The organism is Paraburkholderia sp. TE9906 (assembly GCF_056279605.1).
Map to the genome: position 1 here is coordinate 98,300 of NZ_JBWCCT010000015.1, position 17,375 is coordinate 115,674.

16 protein-coding genes and 1 pseudogene are annotated in these 17,375 nt (G+C 62.8%); 14 read left to right on the forward strand and 3 right to left on the reverse strand.

Annotated elements, in window-relative coordinates:
• Positions 1-1,158: 1,158 nt before the first annotated feature.
• From coxB to ACZ9H4_RS30270, 5 genes are read left to right on the forward strand one after another with little or no spacing between them, the layout of a single operon-like run.
• Positions 1,159-2,157, forward strand: a complete 999-nt coding sequence (coxB, locus tag ACZ9H4_RS30250; protein ID WP_476122381.1) for a cytochrome c oxidase subunit II — start codon at positions 1,159-1,161, stop codon at positions 2,155-2,157.
• Between the two features lie 28 nt (positions 2,158-2,185).
• Positions 2,186-4,204, forward strand: a complete 2,019-nt coding sequence (ctaD, locus tag ACZ9H4_RS30255) for a cytochrome c oxidase subunit I (RefSeq protein WP_408323328.1) — start codon at positions 2,186-2,188, stop codon at positions 4,202-4,204.
• A gap of 1 nt (position 4,205) precedes the next feature.
• Positions 4,206-4,859, forward strand: a complete 654-nt coding sequence (locus ACZ9H4_RS30260; protein ID WP_408141101.1) for a cytochrome c oxidase subunit 3 — start codon at positions 4,206-4,208, stop codon at positions 4,857-4,859.
• Between the two features lie 26 nt (positions 4,860-4,885).
• The gene (locus tag ACZ9H4_RS30265) at positions 4,886-5,257 is read left to right on the forward strand and encodes a hypothetical protein (protein ID WP_476122372.1); all 372 of its coding nucleotides are present in this window, start codon (positions 4,886-4,888) and stop codon (positions 5,255-5,257) included.
• 59 nt (positions 5,258-5,316) lie between these two features.
• A complete protein-coding gene (locus ACZ9H4_RS30270; RefSeq protein ID WP_476122373.1) occupies positions 5,317-6,654 on the forward strand; it encodes a c-type cytochrome in 1,338 nt (445 codons plus the stop codon).
• 69 nt (positions 6,655-6,723) lie between these two features.
• On the opposite strand, the gene ACZ9H4_RS30275 is transcribed toward ACZ9H4_RS30270, so the two are convergent.
• Positions 6,724-9,021 (reverse strand): FdhF/YdeP family oxidoreductase, encoded by a 2,298-nt coding sequence (locus ACZ9H4_RS30275; RefSeq protein WP_476122374.1) that lies wholly within the window; start codon positions 9,019-9,021, stop codon positions 6,724-6,726.
• A gap of 165 nt (positions 9,022-9,186) precedes the next feature.
• On the opposite strand from ACZ9H4_RS30275, the gene ACZ9H4_RS30280 reads away from it, so the two are divergent.
• From ACZ9H4_RS30280 to ACZ9H4_RS30295, 4 genes are all read left to right on the forward strand, one after another.
• A complete protein-coding gene (locus ACZ9H4_RS30280; protein WP_476122375.1) occupies positions 9,187-10,995 on the forward strand; it encodes a thiamine pyrophosphate-requiring protein in 1,809 nt (602 codons plus the stop codon).
• Between the two features lie 275 nt (positions 10,996-11,270).
• Complete coding sequence (locus tag ACZ9H4_RS30285; protein WP_408141106.1) at positions 11,271-11,789, forward strand: DoxX family protein; 519 nt, start codon at positions 11,271-11,273, stop codon at positions 11,787-11,789.
• A gap of 25 nt (positions 11,790-11,814) precedes the next feature.
• Positions 11,815-12,441, forward strand: coding sequence for a sigma-70 family RNA polymerase sigma factor (locus tag ACZ9H4_RS30290; protein ID WP_408152193.1), 627 nt, complete (start codon positions 11,815-11,817; stop codon positions 12,439-12,441).
• On the forward strand, positions 12,431-13,072 hold the full coding sequence (locus ACZ9H4_RS30295; RefSeq protein ID WP_408152194.1) for an NrsF family protein: 642 nt from the start codon (positions 12,431-12,433) through the stop codon (positions 13,070-13,072). Before ACZ9H4_RS30290 ends, ACZ9H4_RS30295 begins: the two co-directional genes overlap by 11 nt.
• A gap of 200 nt (positions 13,073-13,272) precedes the next feature.
• Here ACZ9H4_RS30295 and ACZ9H4_RS30300 read toward each other — a convergent pair whose 3' ends face one another.
• The gene (locus tag ACZ9H4_RS30300; RefSeq protein WP_408141109.1) at positions 13,273-13,863 is read right to left on the reverse strand and encodes a ParB-like protein; all 591 of its coding nucleotides are present in this window, start codon (positions 13,861-13,863) and stop codon (positions 13,273-13,275) included.
• 144 nt (positions 13,864-14,007) lie between these two features.
• On the opposite strand from ACZ9H4_RS30300, the gene ACZ9H4_RS30305 reads away from it, so the two are divergent.
• The 4 genes from ACZ9H4_RS30305 (at position 14,008) to ACZ9H4_RS30320 (ending at position 15,875) form a co-directional block, all read left to right on the forward strand.
• A complete protein-coding gene (locus tag ACZ9H4_RS30305; protein ID WP_199731465.1) occupies positions 14,008-14,160 on the forward strand; it encodes a DUF6496 domain-containing protein in 153 nt (50 codons plus the stop codon).
• 44 nt (positions 14,161-14,204) lie between these two features.
• A complete protein-coding gene (locus tag ACZ9H4_RS30310) occupies positions 14,205-14,624 on the forward strand; it encodes a GFA family protein (RefSeq protein WP_408152195.1) in 420 nt (139 codons plus the stop codon).
• Positions 14,625-14,713: 89 nt separating this feature from the next.
• Positions 14,714-14,839 (forward strand): hypothetical protein, encoded by a 126-nt coding sequence (locus ACZ9H4_RS30315; RefSeq protein WP_408152196.1) that lies wholly within the window; start codon positions 14,714-14,716, stop codon positions 14,837-14,839.
• Positions 14,840-15,203: 364 nt separating this feature from the next.
• Positions 15,204-15,875: a UdgX family uracil-DNA binding protein gene (locus ACZ9H4_RS30320; protein ID WP_408152197.1), complete on the forward strand. Its 672-nt coding sequence runs from the start codon at positions 15,204-15,206 to the stop codon at positions 15,873-15,875.
• 48 nt (positions 15,876-15,923) lie between these two features.
• Here the strand turns inward: ACZ9H4_RS30320 and ACZ9H4_RS30325 are convergent.
• Positions 15,924-16,049: pseudogene (locus ACZ9H4_RS30325) on the reverse strand (DUF72 domain-containing protein); the annotation flags it as partial.
• Positions 16,050-16,234: 185 nt separating this feature from the next.
• On the opposite strand from ACZ9H4_RS30325, the gene ACZ9H4_RS30330 reads away from it, so the two are divergent.
• The gene (locus ACZ9H4_RS30330) at positions 16,235-17,101 is read left to right on the forward strand and encodes a glucose 1-dehydrogenase (protein ID WP_408152198.1); all 867 of its coding nucleotides are present in this window, start codon (positions 16,235-16,237) and stop codon (positions 17,099-17,101) included.
• The last annotated feature ends 274 nt before the right edge of the window (positions 17,102-17,375 follow it).

Here is a 17,375-nt window from a genome sequence, read left to right on the forward strand (position 1 = left end):
CTTCAAGAAGGCTGGCTACTTCGGGATGAAGTCTCCAAAGAATGCTGGTCAATGTCGCGACGCTTTCCCGCCACCTGTCGGGATCGGCGGACCTCATCGTAGCACTCCTCGTAGCGCGTCATGAGGGGGACTCAACGGCTGGCCAGGTCATGGTTTTTACGTCTTCACGCGCCTGCCCACGATATGTCACGGTGTGAGCAAATTATTTGTATGCACATATCGTCATGCGACCTCGGACATATAACCGCCAAAATTCCGCCAATCAATATCTTTTGGGGTTTTTGCAACACATCAATTTTCCTCTGATCTGCAATGCAAGCGTGGACGCGGCCCGCGGGGCAGCGCCATAACGTCAGACGAAAAACCGGATTGTTTCACGCGTTCGAGCGTGAGACATTGACGGAACGTCAGCGCCTCATCGCGCGGCGTGTGTGTTCTCGCCGCAGCGCTGTCTGCGGCTTTTTTTATGGTGCCGGCGTGTCTCCCCGGAACCGGTGAACTGCCGCCGACGTCGACGGAGCGCCGTCAAACTGCGCTGGAATGCGCTCATGCCATGGCGACCCACCGAACGGAATTGAGCCGAATCGGGCCGACGCCCGCCAGCCGACACCGCTATTGACGCGCCGCCGCAAAACCACAGGTACGAGGGTTGCTAATTTCGAACCAATCCGTGCGCCGGGTGACGCGTCATGAGTTCAAATTCGGCAATCCCCCGGCTACGAGGCGATCGAAGTCCGCAAGGGCAGGTGACGGAAAAGATGTCGCGTGAGGCGTTGCGCGACCGTTTCACGGCCCGCTTATGCGACCCGGCGTTCAGGGCCGAAGACGCTTCACTCGCCCGTCCCTACAAATTCAGCGGCAGATTTTGGAGCGTAAAGTCTGCGAGGTCGATCTGCTCGATCTTTCCCGTCTGAATTCGGACCACGAATCTAAAGGCAATAAAACTGACCGCCGGTCATGATCCTGGTGACGTCCTTGCGGGCGAGGTCCGGTTTTTGCTGCGGCGTTATCGCGTCGGCTCGCTTGCAAACGGCCGCACGCTACTCAGAGCAGCGCATGCGAGGAGAGAGGAAAGTGTTCGCAGGGATATCGACCGCCAGGCGAGATCTACGCACCGGCTTCGGCAAATTCACACTCGCAGCCATCCTCGCCTCCAACCTGATCCCCGCCCTTGCATCGACCTCCGCCGGACCTGACGCAGCACCCTCAGCCCCGCTGAACTATTTTCTCCACGCGGCCGGCCCGGCAGCTACGCCGACCCGGCAATTGGGCTGGGTGCTGGCCGCTATCGCGATAGGGGTGACGCTCATGATTGCCGCGCTGCTATTCGGCGCGATTACCCGTCGACGCCCATCGGCACCGATGCAGTCGCTCAGTGCTGAGTCTGGCGGCATGCGCTGGATCTACATTGGCACGGGCGTGTCTTCGGTCGCATTGCTCGCCATGCTGGTCTACGTGCTTGTCACGCTCGAGTCGGTCGCTTCGCCCGCCACGCATCCGCGGTTGACGATCACCGTGACGGCTTACGACTGGTGGTGGAAGATCGACTATGCCGACGACCCCGACCCGGCCCGCAACTTCAGCACCGCCAATGAAATTCATATCCCTGTCGGCGAACCGGTCAAGATCGAGCTCAAAAGCGCGGACGTGATCCACGCGTTCTGGGTGCCGCAATTGGCGGGAAAGACCCAGACGATTCCCGGACAAACCAACGAGCAGTGGCTTCAGGCGGATCGGCCCGGCATCTATCGCGGGCAATGCTCGCAGTTTTGCGGCGCGCAACATGCCCATATGGCCTTCGAAGTGATCGCGCAGAGCGCCGCGGAATTCAGCGCATGGCGCGATGCACAGGGACGCGCCGCGGGCGAAGCCGCGCGCGATGCCACGGTCGCAGCCGGCCGGCGTCTGTTCGCCGAGCGCTGCGCGGGGTGCCACACAGTTCGCGGTACCGACGCCGACGGTCTGCAAGCACCGGACCTCACCCATCTGATCTCGCGCCGCGAAATCGCGGCGGGTGCGCTGAGCAATACGCCCGATCACCTGCTCGACTGGATCGAGCACGCGCAACGAATCAAACCGGATGCGTTGATGCCGGATATCGCGCTGAGCGCGGGCGAGGCCGCCGCGCTGTCGGCCTATCTGGCGACGCTGCATTGAAACCCTGTTGAAGCACGGAGTGTGTTCGATGTCCGAACCTGCTGTGACCGCCGTGACGCAAAACGCAGAGCGCGCTGCGCCGCCGCTTGCGCGCATGCCGCAGCGTGGCCGCCTCGCCACGGGGAGCCCCGAGGAAAGGCATCTGCGTGAAATCTGGGAAGCGGCCCCCGGGTGGCGTGGATGGCTCTCGACGGTCGACCACAAGACCATCGGCTTGCGCTATCTGGTCACGGCTTTCATCTTCCTGCTGATGGGCGGCATCGAAGCGCTGGTCATGCGCATTCAACTCGCGCGTCCCGATGCAACAGTGCTGACGCCCGAGCAATACAACCAGCTTTTCACGATGCACGGCGTGACGATGATCTTTCTCTACGCGCTGCCGGTGCTGTCGGGCTTCTCGAACTATTTGTGGCCGCTCGTACTCGGCTCGCGCGATATGGCGTTCCCGCGTTTGAACGCCCTCTCGTATTGGATATTTTTGTTCGCGGGCATCTTCCTGTACGCGAGTTTTCCGGCGGGGCAGGCGCCCGACGCAGGCTGGTTCAACTACGCGCCGCTGTCGGGCCTCGAATACAGCACCGGCCCGAACATCGACGTGTATGCGCTCGGCATGGTGCTGCTCGGCATTTCGACGACGGTCGGCTCGATGAACTTCATCGTCACGCTGTTGCGCATGCGCGCGCCGGGCATGTCGCTCGATCGGATGCCGGTTCTGGTGTGGGGCACGCTGACCGCGTCGGGTGGAAATCTGCTGGCGGTGCCTTCAGTGAGCCTCGCATTTTTTCTGCTGTGGATGGACCGGCGCATCGGTACGCATTTCTTCGACGTATTGAACGGCGGCCGTCCGCTTCTCTGGCAACACCTGTTCTGGATCTTCGCGCATCCGTGGGTCTATGCGGTCGTGCTGCCGGCCATGGGTATCGTATCCGACGCATTGCCAGTATTTTGCCGGCGTCCGCTGGTCGGTTACGGGCCGGTCGCGCTGTCCACCGTCGCGACGATGGTGATCGGCTTCGTCGTGTGGATTCATCACATGTTCGCGACCGGCATCCCGGCGCTCGCGCTATCGTTCTTCGGCGCGGCGAGCATGGTGATCGCGGTCCCGAGCGCAGTCGCCACCTTCGCGTGGATCGCGACCATCTGGACGGGCAGGCCGGTGTTGCGCGTGCCATTCCTGTTTTTCGCGGGCTTCGTGCTGCTGTTCGTTATCGGCGGCGTCTCCGGTGTGATGACGGCGGCTGTTCCGTTCGACTGGCAACTCACCGATACGTACTTCGTGGTCGCGCATCTGCATTACGTGCTGCTCGGCATCAACGTATTCCCCGTGATCGGCGGCATCTATTTCTGGTTTCCGAAATTCACCGGCCGGATGATGAGCGAACGCCTGGGCAAGCTCGGCTTCTGGGTGTTGTTCATCGGCTTTAACGTCGCTTTCTTTCCGATGCACATCGCGGGACTGCTCGGCATGCCGCGCCGCATCTACACGTATTCCGGCGACATGGGATGGAATGCGGTGAATCTCGTCACGTCGGTGGGGTCGTTCCTGTTCGCGGCGGGCGTGCTGATCTTTCTGGTCGATCTCGTGGTAAGCCTGAAACGCGGCATACCCGCCGGCGACAATCCGTGGGATGCGCCCACGCTCGAATGGTCGATCAGTTCTCCGCCGCCACCGTATAACTTCGCGGTCGTGCCGTCGCTGGCGAGCCGGCATCCGTTATGGGAAGGCCGCATCGACGAGCCGGGCATGGCGTCGCACGCGCACTCGCAACTCGACGAAGGCTATCTGCTCGCCGAAGGCCGCGAAGCGCTCGGCACCACCGCGCTCGAAGCGCGCCCGGACGTGATTCTCAAGATGCCCGGCGATTCGTACGCGCCGTTCTGGCTGGCGGTATTCGCGGCACTCGTGTTCACGGGACTCGCACTGGGTGCATGGACCTTTGCAGGCGCGATGCTGGCGGGCTGCGCGGTGTCGATCGTCGTCTGGTTGTGGCCGGAACGTGCATTAGTCCAGCGCGAGCCGGTTGCCGTGCAAGACGCAGGAGTCTGAGATGAGCGACGCCATCGATCTGAATCAGCCGTCGGGCGAGCCCGTTGAACCGCTGCTGTGCTTGCCGGTGGGCAGCGCTGGCGAGCGCTCGGGCGGCTGGTGGGGCTGTCTCATGCTGATCGTCACCGAAGGGTCGCTATTCGGCTATCTGATCTTTTCGTATCTGTATCTCGCCTCACAAAGCCCGCAGCATTGGCCACCCGAAGGACTGCCGAAGCTCGGCCTGGGCATCGCGAACACCTTGATTCTTTTATCGAGCAGCGTGTTCGTATGGTGGTGCGAGCGCTGCGTGCGGCGCAGGCGCCTGCGCTGGGCCGTGGCGTCGATGGCGGCGGGTGTCGCGCTCGGCGGCGTGTTCATGGGGGTTCAATTGCTCGAATGGCGCGATCATCCGTATGGTGTGACCACGCATCTTTACGGCTCGCTGTACTTCACCATCACGGGCTTTCATATGGCGCACGTTGCCGTGGGCATCGTCGTGCTGCTGTTTCTGCTGCTGTGGACCGCGCTCGGTTATTTCGACGACAAGCGCTGCGCCGCCTTGACGATCGGCGGTCTGTACTGGCATTTCGTCGATGTCGTGTGGCTCTTTATTTTCAGCACGCTGTATCTGACGCCTTACCTGTTTCAGGGGTGGTCATGGCAGAGCAGATGAAGCCATCAGAAGCGTCATATTCACCGATGCGATACGCCCTGGCCGGCCTCCTGATCGCGCCGCTCGCATGGCTTCTGCAAGTGGTGATCGCCGAGACAGTGGCTGCGCAAAGCTGCTATCCGTTCGACACGCCGCTGTCCGCGCCGCTCGTGCCGTGGATGCGTCCTGCGCTCGTCGTGATCAGCGCGGTGTGTCTCGCGGCGGGCGGATTCGGCGGCGTTATCGCGTGGCGCAATCTGCGGCGGCTCGCGCGGGAGATGAGAGGCGCGAGCCGTAAGCGGACTGAACTCGTATGGTTCGTGAGTCGCGTAGCGGCCATGTGCAGCGCACTGTTCCTGTTCGCGCTGATCGCGACCGATGTCGCTTTGGCAATCGTGTCACCGTGCAGGTGGTGGTGATGGCGATGTATCCATTCATTCATTGCGCCGTACGGCGATATTGGACGATTCATCGGCGAATGACGCGCCGTTCCTGGCTCGGCCCGTTGACGGCTTTGGCGCTTGCGTTGAGCGTCGAGCGGGTCGACGCGGCGGACCAGGCCGGTGGGGCAGCCGGTGCGGCTGACGCCGCCGAAATCGCCCGCGGCGCGTATCTTGCCAAGGCGGCCGATTGCGCCGGTTGCCACACGGCCGCCCCGCACGTGACCCGACGGGGCGCCCCGCCGACCTTGTCGCCGTCCTTTGCCGGAGGGCTCGGAATGGGTTCGCCGTTCGGCACGATCTATTCGTCGAATATCACGCCCGACCTCCATGCCGGTATCGGCCGCTATAGCTACGACGATTTCGCACGCGCGTTGCGTGACGGCGTCGCGCCCGGCGGCAAGCGCTTGTATCCGGCGATGCCTTACCCCTCTTTCGCCCGAATCACCGACGACGACATGCACGCGCTGTACGCGTACTTCATGCACGGGGTGCCGCCGGTAGCCACGCCCGCGCCCGAAACCCAACTGCCGTTCCCGTTCAACCAGCGCTGGGCGCTCATGTTCTGGGACTGGGTCTTTGCGCCGCGCGGCGTGTTCAAACCGGAAGCCGGGCGCGATGCGCAATGGAATCGCGGTGCTTACTTCGTGCAATCGCTCGGACATTGCGGCGCGTGCCACACGCCGCGCGGCCCCGCTTACGAGGAGCGCGGCTACAGCGAGTCGAGCGCGGCCTATCTGACCGGCGGCACGAACGACCACTGGTTCGCGCCGAACCTGACCGGCGATCCCGGCTCAGGGCTCGGCCGAAGCTCCGCGGCCGATATCGCCGCTTTCCTCAAGCATGGCCACGGCGGCGGACTGGTTACGTTCGGCTCGATGGTGCAAGTCGTCGAAGACAGCACGCAATATCTGAACGATACCGACCTCGATGCGATTGCCGTCTATCTGAAGAGCCTGCCGGCGCGCGCGCCAAGCGGCCATTTCAACGGCCAGTCACGCGCCGCGCAGCAGACTGCGCAGGCGTTCAAAACGGGCAACGTCGAACGGCCCGGCGCGGGTGTTTACGCGAGTTATTGCGCGCGTTGCCATCAGATGGATGGCGCGGGCGTGCCGCAAAAGTATCCGCGTCTGGCGGGCAATCCAGCGGTGTTGTCACCTTCGACGACATCGCTGGTGCGCTTGCTGGTGGAAGGGGGCGCGAGCCCGCATACTGACGGCGGCCCGGAGCCTCGCGAGATGCCGTCTTTCGCCGGGAAGTTGAATGACCGCGAAATCGCGCACGTGCTGACGTTCATCCGCAACACGTGGGGCAATGCGGCGGCGCCGGTGACCGCGAGGGATGTGTCGAGCGTGCGCGCGGCCTTGCATAAATAAAACGGCGACAGCATTCATTTCGGCGCGCTGTCGCCCCTCTCTCCCGGCATGGACCGGGCATGTGCGCAATCAGGCGGGCCGACGAGCGGCAACCACCTTCACCGGAATCGCCTTGGCCGCGGGCACCTTACTCTCTTTCGCATGATGCGACAGCGGAATCAGCGGATTGCATTCCGGGTAGTAACCCGCGATGCAACCCTCGGGCAAGTCGAACGGAATGATGCGCAATCCATCGATGCGGCGCTCCATTCCATCCGGAGACACCGCCTCAAGCGATACCTCGGCATCCGCTTCGAGCCCATGCCGCTCGATATCGCGCGCGTTCATCAACAGCACCATGCGCGAGCCCCGTACGCCGCGAAAGCGGTCGTCGAGCGTGTAGATCGTCGTGTTGAACTGACTGTCGCTGCGCAGCGTGAAGAGGCGCAGGTCGTCGGGCTGGCGAGCGGGCATGTCGGGGTCTTCGTCGAGCGTGGTCGGCACCATGAATTCGGCCTTGCCGCTCTTCGTTTTCCATTGACGCTCACGTGCGGGCAGTGGGCGATGAAAGCCGCCCGGCGTCCACATCCGCGCGTTGAAGTCGTGGAAAATGTCCGGATACGTTTCGGCGATGGCGTCGCGCACCAGCGCATAGTCGTTGCCCCACGCGTCCCAGTTGACCAACTGCGAATCGAGCGTCGCTTTCGCGATGCCCGCGACGATCGCCTGCTCGGACAACAGCCGGTCGCTTGCCGGCTGCGCGACGCCGTGCGAGCCGTGCATGCAGCCGGTGCTGTCTTCCATCGAGACCGCCTGCGGCTTGCCCATGCGCTCGTCGATTTCGATGCGGCTCAAGCAAGGCAGCAGATAAGACACTTCGCCATGCACGAGATGGCTGCGATTGAGTTTGGTCGCGATGTTGACGGTCAGCCGCAGCTTGCGCCACGCCGGCTCGATTGCGTAGCGGTCGGGCACCGAGCGTACGAGGTTGCCGCCTAGCTGGAACACGGCGCGCACCTTGCCGTTTATCACGCCCTTGCATGCATCGACCGTCGCCATGCCTTGCGTGCGAGGCGGATCGAAGTGGTACTGCTCGGCGAGCTTGTCGAGCGGCGCGAGTTCCGGCTTCTCCGTGACGCCCACCGTACGCTGTCCCTGGACGTTCGAATGTCCGCGAATCGGCGACGGCCCCGCGCCGGGTTTGCCGATATTGCCGCGTAACAGCAGCAGATTCACGACCATCCGCACGTTCTGCACGCCCATCCGATGCTGCGTGAGGCCCATGCCGTAGTGGATGATGACCGCCTTCGCGCGGATATATTCGTCGGCCGCGGCTGTGAGCGCGGCGCGCGTGAGGCCGCATAGACGCTCGAGTTCGTCCCAGCTGGCGCGGCGCACATAGTCCGCGAATTCGTCGAAGCCGGTCGTATGTTGCGCGATGAACGCAGCGTCGACGATACGCGCTGCACCGGTCGCTCGCGCGTGGTCGTCCGCTTCGATCACGGCCTTGCAGATGCCGACGATCGCCGCCGAATCGCCACCCGCTTTCAACTGATGATATTGCGTACTGATTTGCGTCGCGCCCGGCTTGAGCATTTGCGCGGGCGACTGCGGATTCACGAAGCTCACCAGGCCCGGCTCGCGAATCGGATTGAACGTGATGATCGGCACGCCGCGCTCCCTCGCTTCCTGCAGGTCATGCAGCATGCGCGGACTGTTCGTGCCCACGTTCTGGCCGAAGAAGAACATCAGATCGGTATGCTTGAAGTCGTCCAGTGTGATCGTGCCGACGCCCACGCCGATCGCTTCCTTCAGCCCGACGCTCGTGCTTTCATGGCACATGTTCGAACTGTCCGGCAGGTTGTTGGTGCCGTACATGCGTGCGAAAAGCTGGTACATGTAGGCGGTTTCGAGCGACGCGCGGCCGGACGTGTAGAACACGGCTTCATCGGGCTGAAGCGCGCGCAGTTCGCGGCCGATTTCTCCGAACGCATGCTCCCATGTCACTTCGACGTATTGATCAAGTGTCGCATCCCATCGCATCGGCGCGCAGAGGCGGCCGGCATCTTCCAGCGCGTGATCGTGCCATTGCTCCAGTTCCGCCAGTGTGTGGGCTTTGAAGAATTCAGGGTCGACGCGGCGCGAGGTGGTGTCCCATGCGGTCGCTTTCGCGCCGCTCTCGCAGAATTCGAGCGGATGCGGATGCGCGGGTTTGGCCCACGAACAGCTCACACACATGAAGCCGTCCGGTTTGTTCTGATGCACGAGCACACGGCTCGTGCCAACCGGCGCGCCTTCCTGAACCAGTGCGCCCGCGACCGCCTTGACCGATCCCCACCCGCCGCTGGCGTGCTGATAGGGGTCCGTGTCCTTGTGTGCGGTGCTCATGGCTGCCTCCCCGAGATGAACGACCTGTACGACTGCCCGCAACGAGCGTGCCTTGCATTTGGCTTACCCGGCTGGCATTAGCCACCTGCCGTCGTGTTTCGCGTGGCTCCATCAGGATTGTTTTTTGCAACGGAGCGTATACGGCTCAGACATTGGAGAACGCTCATGACTGCAACGGTAGGGGATTTCGTCGTCGAACGGCTGCGCAACTGGGGTGTGCGGCGCATCTTCGGCTATCCGGGCGACGGCATCAACGGCGTGTTCGGCGCGCTCAACCGGGCTTCGAAGTCGAAGGAAGGCGGGATCGAATTCATTCAGGCGCGTCATGAAGAAATGGCTGCCTTCATGGCATGCGCGCACGCGAAATTTACGGGCGAACTCGGCGTGTGCATCGCGACGTCGGGGCCGGGAGCCTCGCACCTGATCACCGGCCTCTACGACGCGCGCATGGACCATATGCCGGTGCTCGCGATCGTCGGGCAACAGGCGCGCGCCGCGCTCGGTGGCCACTATCAGCAGGAACTGGATCTTGCCGCCATGTTCAAGGACGTCGCCGGGTCGTTTGTGCAGCAGGCGAGTGTGCCCGCCCAGGTTCGCCATCTCGTCGATCGCGCGGTACGGATCGCCATTGCCGGGCGCGACGTGACCGCGCTCATTTTGCCGAACGATCTGCAGGAACTCGAATACGAGCCGCCGGCTCGCAAGCACGGCACGCTGCATTCCGGTGTCGGCTATACGAGGCCTAAAGTCGTGCCCTACGGCGAAGATCTGCAGCGTGCGGCGGATGTCCTGAATGCGGGCAGAAAGGTCGCGATTCTCGTGGGCGCGGGTGCGCTCGGCGCCACCGATGAAGTCATCGCCGTCGCCGACCGGTTGGGAGCAGGCGTCGCCAAGGCGTTGCTCGGCAAGGCGGTGCTGCCCGATGATCTGCCGTTCGTCACGGGATCGATCGGGCTGCTCGGCACGAAGCCGAGCTACGACATGATGGCCGAGTGCGACACGTTGTTGATGATCGGCTCCGGCTTCCCGTATGCGGAGTTCCTGCCGAAGGACGGACAAGCACGCGGCGTGCAGATCGACATCAAGGCGGACATGCTCAGCTTGCGCTATCCGATGGAGGTCAATCTCGTCGGCGACAGCGCGGAAACATTGCGCGCTTTATTGCCTTTGCTAAAAGAACAGTCGGCGAAGTCCTGGCGAATGAAGCTCGAGCGCTGGACCGGGGATTGGTGGACCACGCTCGACAAGCGTGCCGCGCAGAAGGCGGAGCACGGCGTGAACCCACAGCGGGCCTTTACCGAACTGTCACCGCGCTTGCCGGAAAACGCGATCATCACGAGCGACTCCGGTTCATGCGCGAACTGGTATGCGCGCGACCTGAAAATACGGCGCGGCATGATGTGTTCGTTATCGGGTGGATTGGCGTCGATGGGCGCGGCCGTTCCGTATGCGATTGCCGCGAAGTTTGCGCATCCGCAGCGGCCGGTGATTGCAATCGTCGGCGATGGCGCGATGCAGATGAACAACATGGCGGAGTTGATCACCGTCGCGAAGTACTGGAAGCAATGGAAGAACCCGCGCTGGATCTGCATGGTGCTGAACAACGAGGATCTGAATCAGGTGACATGGGAGCAGCGCGCGATGGAGGGCGACCCGAAGTACGAGGCATCGCAGCAGATACCGAACGTGCCGTATCACCGTTTTGCTGAACTGATCGGCTTGCGTGGGCTTTACGCTGACGACGATGAAAAGCTCGGCGGCCTGTGGGACGAAGCGCTGGCCTCGGACCGGCCCGTTGTGCTGGAAGTGAAGAGCGATCCCAACGTACCGCCATTGCCGCCTCATGTGACGCTCGCGCAAGCGAAGGCGTTTGCGTCGACGCTTTTCGAGGGCGATCCCGATGAGGGGAGCGTCCTTGTCGAGACGGCAAAGCAGGTGCTGGGTGTGGTGTTGCCGGGGAGTCAGCGCGATTGAAGGTGCGATTGCGTGGGTAATGGGCGCGACCAGAGGGGGCGCAGCCGCCCCGGGGCACGTCACGTTCATGCCGAGTGAGGCAAGAGCTGCGCGGCGAAGCCTCATGTGAATGAGGTGCGCGAACAGCAGCGAAGTCCACGGGCACGATAAAAATCCGCGCCTGCTGTAACCGTTTGCCGGTCAGCGACGATCTATCAGTTAATCGCCGCAACTGTCCGCCGTTTTGCATGGCGGCGGTGCGTCCGTTCTCTCGATCATCGTGACGTTGACCGCTTATGAACCTCCTTCGCGCGCTGTCCGCCTTCGTTAATCCATCCTGGCTTACGCCACGCTTTGGCCGTTTCGCGCCGCTGCCGATCCGTCTGATCGTCGGCTACGGTTTTATGGCGCATGGTTATGCAAAACTCGTCAAGCACCCGGATAACTTCGTCGCGATCCTCCACGCGCTCGGCGTGCCGGCTCCGCACCTGATGGCGTGGAGCACCATCGTCATCGAACTGCTTGGCGGCTGCGCCATTCTCGCCGGCGCCTTCGTGCCGCTTGTCACGATACCGATGATCGCGGTGCTGCTCGTCGCGACTTTCACCGTGCATCTCCCCTACGGATTCACATCGATCAAGCTGATGTCGGCAGTGGGCGGGGTGCCGCAATTCGGGGCGCCGGGCTATGAAACCGACCTGCTATACGTTGCCGGGTTGATCTCGCTGGTGTTCGGCGGCTCGGGGCCGCTCGCCGTGGACGGCATGCTGGCGCGCTGGTACGCGCGCCGCACGGAAGGATTACTGCAAGCGTGACGTGCAAAACCGCGACCTTCCGGCGATGACATTGCCCCCTTGCGCCGGTTGCCGCAAGCCGTCGTCCACGCCGCTGGACGACGGCGCGAAGTCGATGATGTCGCAAGCCGAACGCCGACTCACGGCGCTGCTCGTGCGTTCGATCAACGGGGACAAGCGCGCGTATCAGCGCTTTCTCGAAGAGCTCGCGCGTCATCTGCGCGTGCGTCTGCGCAAGCGTCTGCATCAGCAGGACGCGGACATCGAAGACCTCGTGCAGGAAATCCTGATCGCCGTGCATAACGGGCTCGACACATTCAGGCCGGACGTACCGTTGACCGCGTGGATCAGCGCGATTGTGCGTTACAAACTCGCCGATCATTTCCGTTCGCTCTTGCGCCACGGGGCGCTTTTCGAGCCGCTAGGCGACACGACCGAACCCGAGGCGGCATCGCAGATCGACACGCTCGAAGCGCAGCGCGATCTGCAACAGTTGCTGGCCACTTTGCCGCCGCGGCAGCGTGGGCTGGTCGAGCAGATGAAGGTGCTGGGCTTGTCAGTGGCGGAGACCGCGGCGGCAACGGGCCTGTCCGAATCGGCGGTGAAGGTCGGCGTGCATCGCGCGCTCAAAGCACTCGCGGCAAAAATCCGGGGAAAATCGTATGAAGACTGACGAACTCATCACGATGCTGGTGGACAGCCCCCGCCCCCCGTCGCGTGCGGCGGTGGCGAGCCGCCTTGGCCTTGGCTTCGCGATCAGCCTCGCCGCCGCGCTGTTGCTGCTCATGCTCCTGCCCGGCGCCGCCGCAGGCCTCATGACGCGCGTGACGATGCCCGCGTTCTGGGCCAAGCTCGCATTGCCACTCACGATGACGCCAGCCGCCGTGTGTGTGACGTCGCGTCTGTCACAACCCGGCGTGCGCGTCGGCCGCGCGTGGGTTGCGCTGGCGCTTCCCGTGGGCATGGTATGCCTCGCCGCGCTCCTGGTGCTCGCGGTGGCGGCTCCCGAAGTGCGCGGGGAGCTGATTTTGGGACACACGTGGCGCACCTGCTCGCTCAACATCGTATTGCTGTCGATGCCGGCGCTCGGCGCATTGCTGTGGGCAATGCGTGGCTTGGCGCCTACCCGTCCGCAACTCGCCGGGGCCGCGACCGGGCTGCTTGCCGGCGCGATCGGCGCGTCGGCTTACTGCCTGCGTTGCCCCGAGATGAACGTGCCGTTCTGGGCGGCGTGGTACCTGCTCGGCATGGCGGCGCCGGCGCTTCTTGGCAGTCTTCTCGGGCCCCGTATGATGCACTGGTAGGATCGCTGCTCTTCTTTTTCAACGCCCGCGTCTGATGGCGCGCAACGGAGTCTGCAACGACGGCTGCGAGTCGTTGATTTTCGCGTCGATGACATCGGCGATGGCGATGCTGGTTCGTTGCCTCGACGTCAGCTTGTGTCGGTCCGGTCAGCTTCTGTCCGATCTATTTCGGCAGTTGATCCTTTCTACGCCAGACTCCGCTATGACTTGCCGAGAAAACCCGGTAGCCCGGTCGCTAAATCGCTGCGAGCGAGTTGGATCGCCTTGCGAAGCGCGTCGTCGAACTCGTCAGCGTTGGTCGGCGCAGGCAGCAGACTGCGCAGAAGATCGGCCCAGCGAAACTCCGCCAGCGGTGTGTCGGTTTTTTCAAAGGCTCCCGCGTCGCGGGCAAAAGCGGCGAGACTGCGATATTCATCGTTCGGCAGTTCCCAGACATGTCGCGGCATGTCGCTGAAAGGCCGGCGGCAGCCTTGTTCATCGTAGGGGTATGTCCAGCGCCGGTCTTCCATCGTCAGCCAGAACTTTTCGGGCGTCAGCGAGGATAGGTCTTCAAGCAGTACAACCGGCACTGCCGCTATCCGCAGCGCGTGGAGCGCGGCGACGATATGGTGATGATCGGTCAGATACGGCACTGCGTTTGGACCCAGCACGATCGGCACGGGCTTTTCTGCGATGGCCATTTGACGGTCGTGCTCCGACAGGCTTCGATATTGCTCGGACTTCTTTGCGACTTCCCGCATACCGTGCGTCATCTGTGAAGGCCGCAGCCGTTCCAGCGCGATTTGCTTCATGACGTACTCCCGGTGGTCTGCGCGCAGGTTCACAGCAAGTGTCATTCCTGCCCAATTCGGCGCTGGGCACATCGTATGCTCGCTTGCTATGGCGGCGCGTTGTCACGTCGCCGCATTTCTCACTGACAGCGAAAGGAGAAGATCATGCCGCTGAAAAGAGGAACCTCGAAAGATACGGTGTCGCGCAACATCAAGACCGAGACGAAGCACGGCAAGCCGCACAAGCAGGCCGTGGCGATCGCTTTGAACCAGGCGCGCAAATCGGGCGCGAAGATCCCGAAGAAGAGCGACAAGTAGCGCAAGTGGATGGCGGTTACGGGGAATCCGCCAGCGAGGAACCTATGTCAGCTATGTCAACCAGTAGCGAACCGGTTGAGGAAACCGGAGGATGTGCGTGTGGTGCGGTGCGCTTTCGCGTCAATGCGCGACCGCGGCGGGTGTCGCTCTGCCATTGCATGACTTGCCGGCGCATCCATGGCAACGTCTTTGGCGGCTACGCGATGTTCGAACGCAGCGCGGTGGAATTCTCGGGGTCTACTCAGGCCTGGCCGAGTTCGCCCGGCGCGCGGCGGCATTTTTGCCCGACGTGCGGGTCGGTCGCGTTCATGGAGTATGTCGGTGGCGACGAGCTCGACTTGCCATTGGGTGCGTTCGATCGCGTGGGCATTTATGAGCCGAGCTACGAGTTGTGGTGTCGTCACAAGGAGCCTTGGCTGCCCGCCGGTGTACGGGTCGAATACAACGAGGGTAGGCCGGGGTAGCAAGCGTCGCTTTACGGTTTTAGAGCATTGCGCAACGCTGCCTGCAAGACCTCAATAGCTGCCGGCTCAACCGGCGAAAGGAGTGGAAGATGACTGATACGAAGCAATCGAATACACAGCCCGGCAATCCGAAGAACGCGGGCAAACAGCAGGGCCAGCAACAGCAGAATCAGCAGAAGACGCCGCAGCATCAAGGCGGTCAGCGGCAGCCTTGATGGCATGTCGTGACGAGATACCGTGGGCACCGTTCGCAAGCGGCGTCCACGGTAAGACCCCATGCGCATGCGTGGCCTGTCGCGACTGACTACGTTGCGCTGACGCCGCCGGCGTCCCCGAACTCTACCCCGCGGAGGGCATGATGAAACCCACAGCAGACCATCCGGCGCAGAGCACTGTGGATGGCAACCCCAGTAAGCGCGCAAGCGCCGCTAACACGAACACGCCACCCGATACCGCGCAGAACGCGCGAGATATCGAAGAGAAACGCAAACATAGCCGCTCAGAAAACGCGTTGCAGTCTTCGCAGGACAAAAACCCGATCCCGCCCGACTCGACCCGTCATTCATAGGCATCGCAGACATGCGGTCCACGACAGACGACAAGCCCCCTCGGCGCACGCGCGGCGACACGCATCCCGACGCGGATGTCGAGCGCGATCAGCAGCCTGCAACCCTCGACGATTGCCGACGCTGCGCGCTTTGGCGCAATGCAACGCAAGCGGTGCCAGGCGAAGGGCCACGTCACGCGGCGATCGTATTGGTCGGCGAGCAGCCGGGCGACGCGGAAGACCGTCAGGGCAGGCCCTTTGTCGGACCGGCCGGCGCGTTGATGGACAAGGCGCTCGAAGAAGCGGGCCTCGTGCGCAATGAGGTCTACGTGACGAATGCGGTCAAACATTTCAAGTGGACCCCGCGTGGCAAGCGTCGTATGCACAAGACGCCGGGGCAAAGGGAGATCGATGCTTGTGAATACTGGCTCAAACAGGAACTTCACCGCATAGGGGCGCGTGTGATCGTCGCATTGGGCGCCACTGCACTCAAAGCCGTACTCGACGATTCACACGCACGGTTGCAGGACGCGCTCGGCAAGGCGATCGAGCACGGCGAGCATCTGGTGGTGGCGACATATCATCCATCGTTTGCATTGCGCGCGCCTGATCCGGCGACCCGTCAGCGTGTTTATGCCACGATCGTCGACGCGCTTCGCAGCGCGGAGAAACTGACTCATCAGCGCAAACCCGCTGGTTCGTGAGATCCAGGCCTGCCTCACTCACGCTGCCGAACCCGCTCGCTGCAACCTTCACCGATTCATCAGCCGCTGCGCGTCGAAAGGCGCGCGTGCCTTGACGTCATCGTCGAAATGGCAGTACACCTCGCGGCGTTTCCGGTGGGGCGGATGCGCGTCCGGCGCGATCAGCCGCGCCTCGATGAGTTCACACGTGCAGTCGTTAATACATGTCGGTCTGGGCTACCGTCGCCCGGCATGCCGTCTCTTCGCGCAGGCCATACCTGCTGGGCCCAAAGGTTGCTCATCTCCGTCATGAACGCTGACCGCAATGCCGTGCATTTTCCCGCACGCCGCGCCTATCCGCCCGCACCTGGAGATTTGACATGAGCGCCATCCAACGCCCCACGCCGCCGTTTCCCGCCCAGCAGCAACATCGCACGCCGGGCACGACGGCTGAAATGAATCCGCAACCCGATCATGGCGAACGAACGTACAAGGGCTCTGGCCGCCTTGCGGGCAAAGCGGCGATCGTGACCGGCGGCGACAGCGGCATCGGCCGCGCAGTCGCTATCGCATTTGCGCGCGAAGGTGCGGACGTGCTGATCTCCTACCTCGACGAGGACGACGATGCACGCGAAACCGCTCGCTGGGTGGAGGAGGCGGGCCGCAAGGCGGTGCTGGTGCCGGGCGACATCACCTCGCGGCCGCATTGCGATGCCATCGTCGACAAGGCCATCGACGCGTTCGGCCGGCTCGACGTACTGGTCAACAATGCGGCGTATCAGATGAGCTACCCGTCGCTCGATGGCATCAGCGACGAAGAGTGGGACAAGACCTTCGATACCAACATCGGTGCGATGTTCAGGATCACGCGCGCGGCGGTCAGGCACATGAAGGCGGGTGCGGCGATCATCAACACGACGTCCATCAACGCCGACCATCCGAATCCCGGACTGATCGCCTATGCGACGACCAAAGGCGCGATTCAGAACTTTACCGGCGGACTTGCGCAGTTGCTGGCCGAAAAAGGCATTCGCGCAAACTGTGTGGCTCCCGGCCCGATCTGGACGCCGCTGATTCCGTCCACGATGCCGCCGGAGAAGGTCGAAAAATTCGGTGAGCAGGTCCCGATGAAGCGACCCGGTCAACCCGCTGAATTGGCGGCGGCCTATGTGATGCTTGCCTCGGACGAAGCGAGTTACATCTCGGGCGCCACGATTGCAGTAACGGGTGGCGCGCCGATTATTTGAGGTGAACTGAACGCCCGACCGGTTGGCACTGACTGTTGACCGGTCCTGATTGACCTGCACGCACCGTGTAGGCTGCTCTCCATACCGTCTCGACAGGTGAGTTGCCCCGGAGAGCGCCCGCGTTTTTTCGACATCCAGATTCGGGTTTCAACGCTGGTGCCCCTTTGAGCGCCCAGGGCCGACATTGACACGTCCGCACCTATTGTGGAATAGTATTCCAAAGAGAACGAAATTCAACTTAGTCGGATGAATGCACTAAAAAGACCAGAATTCC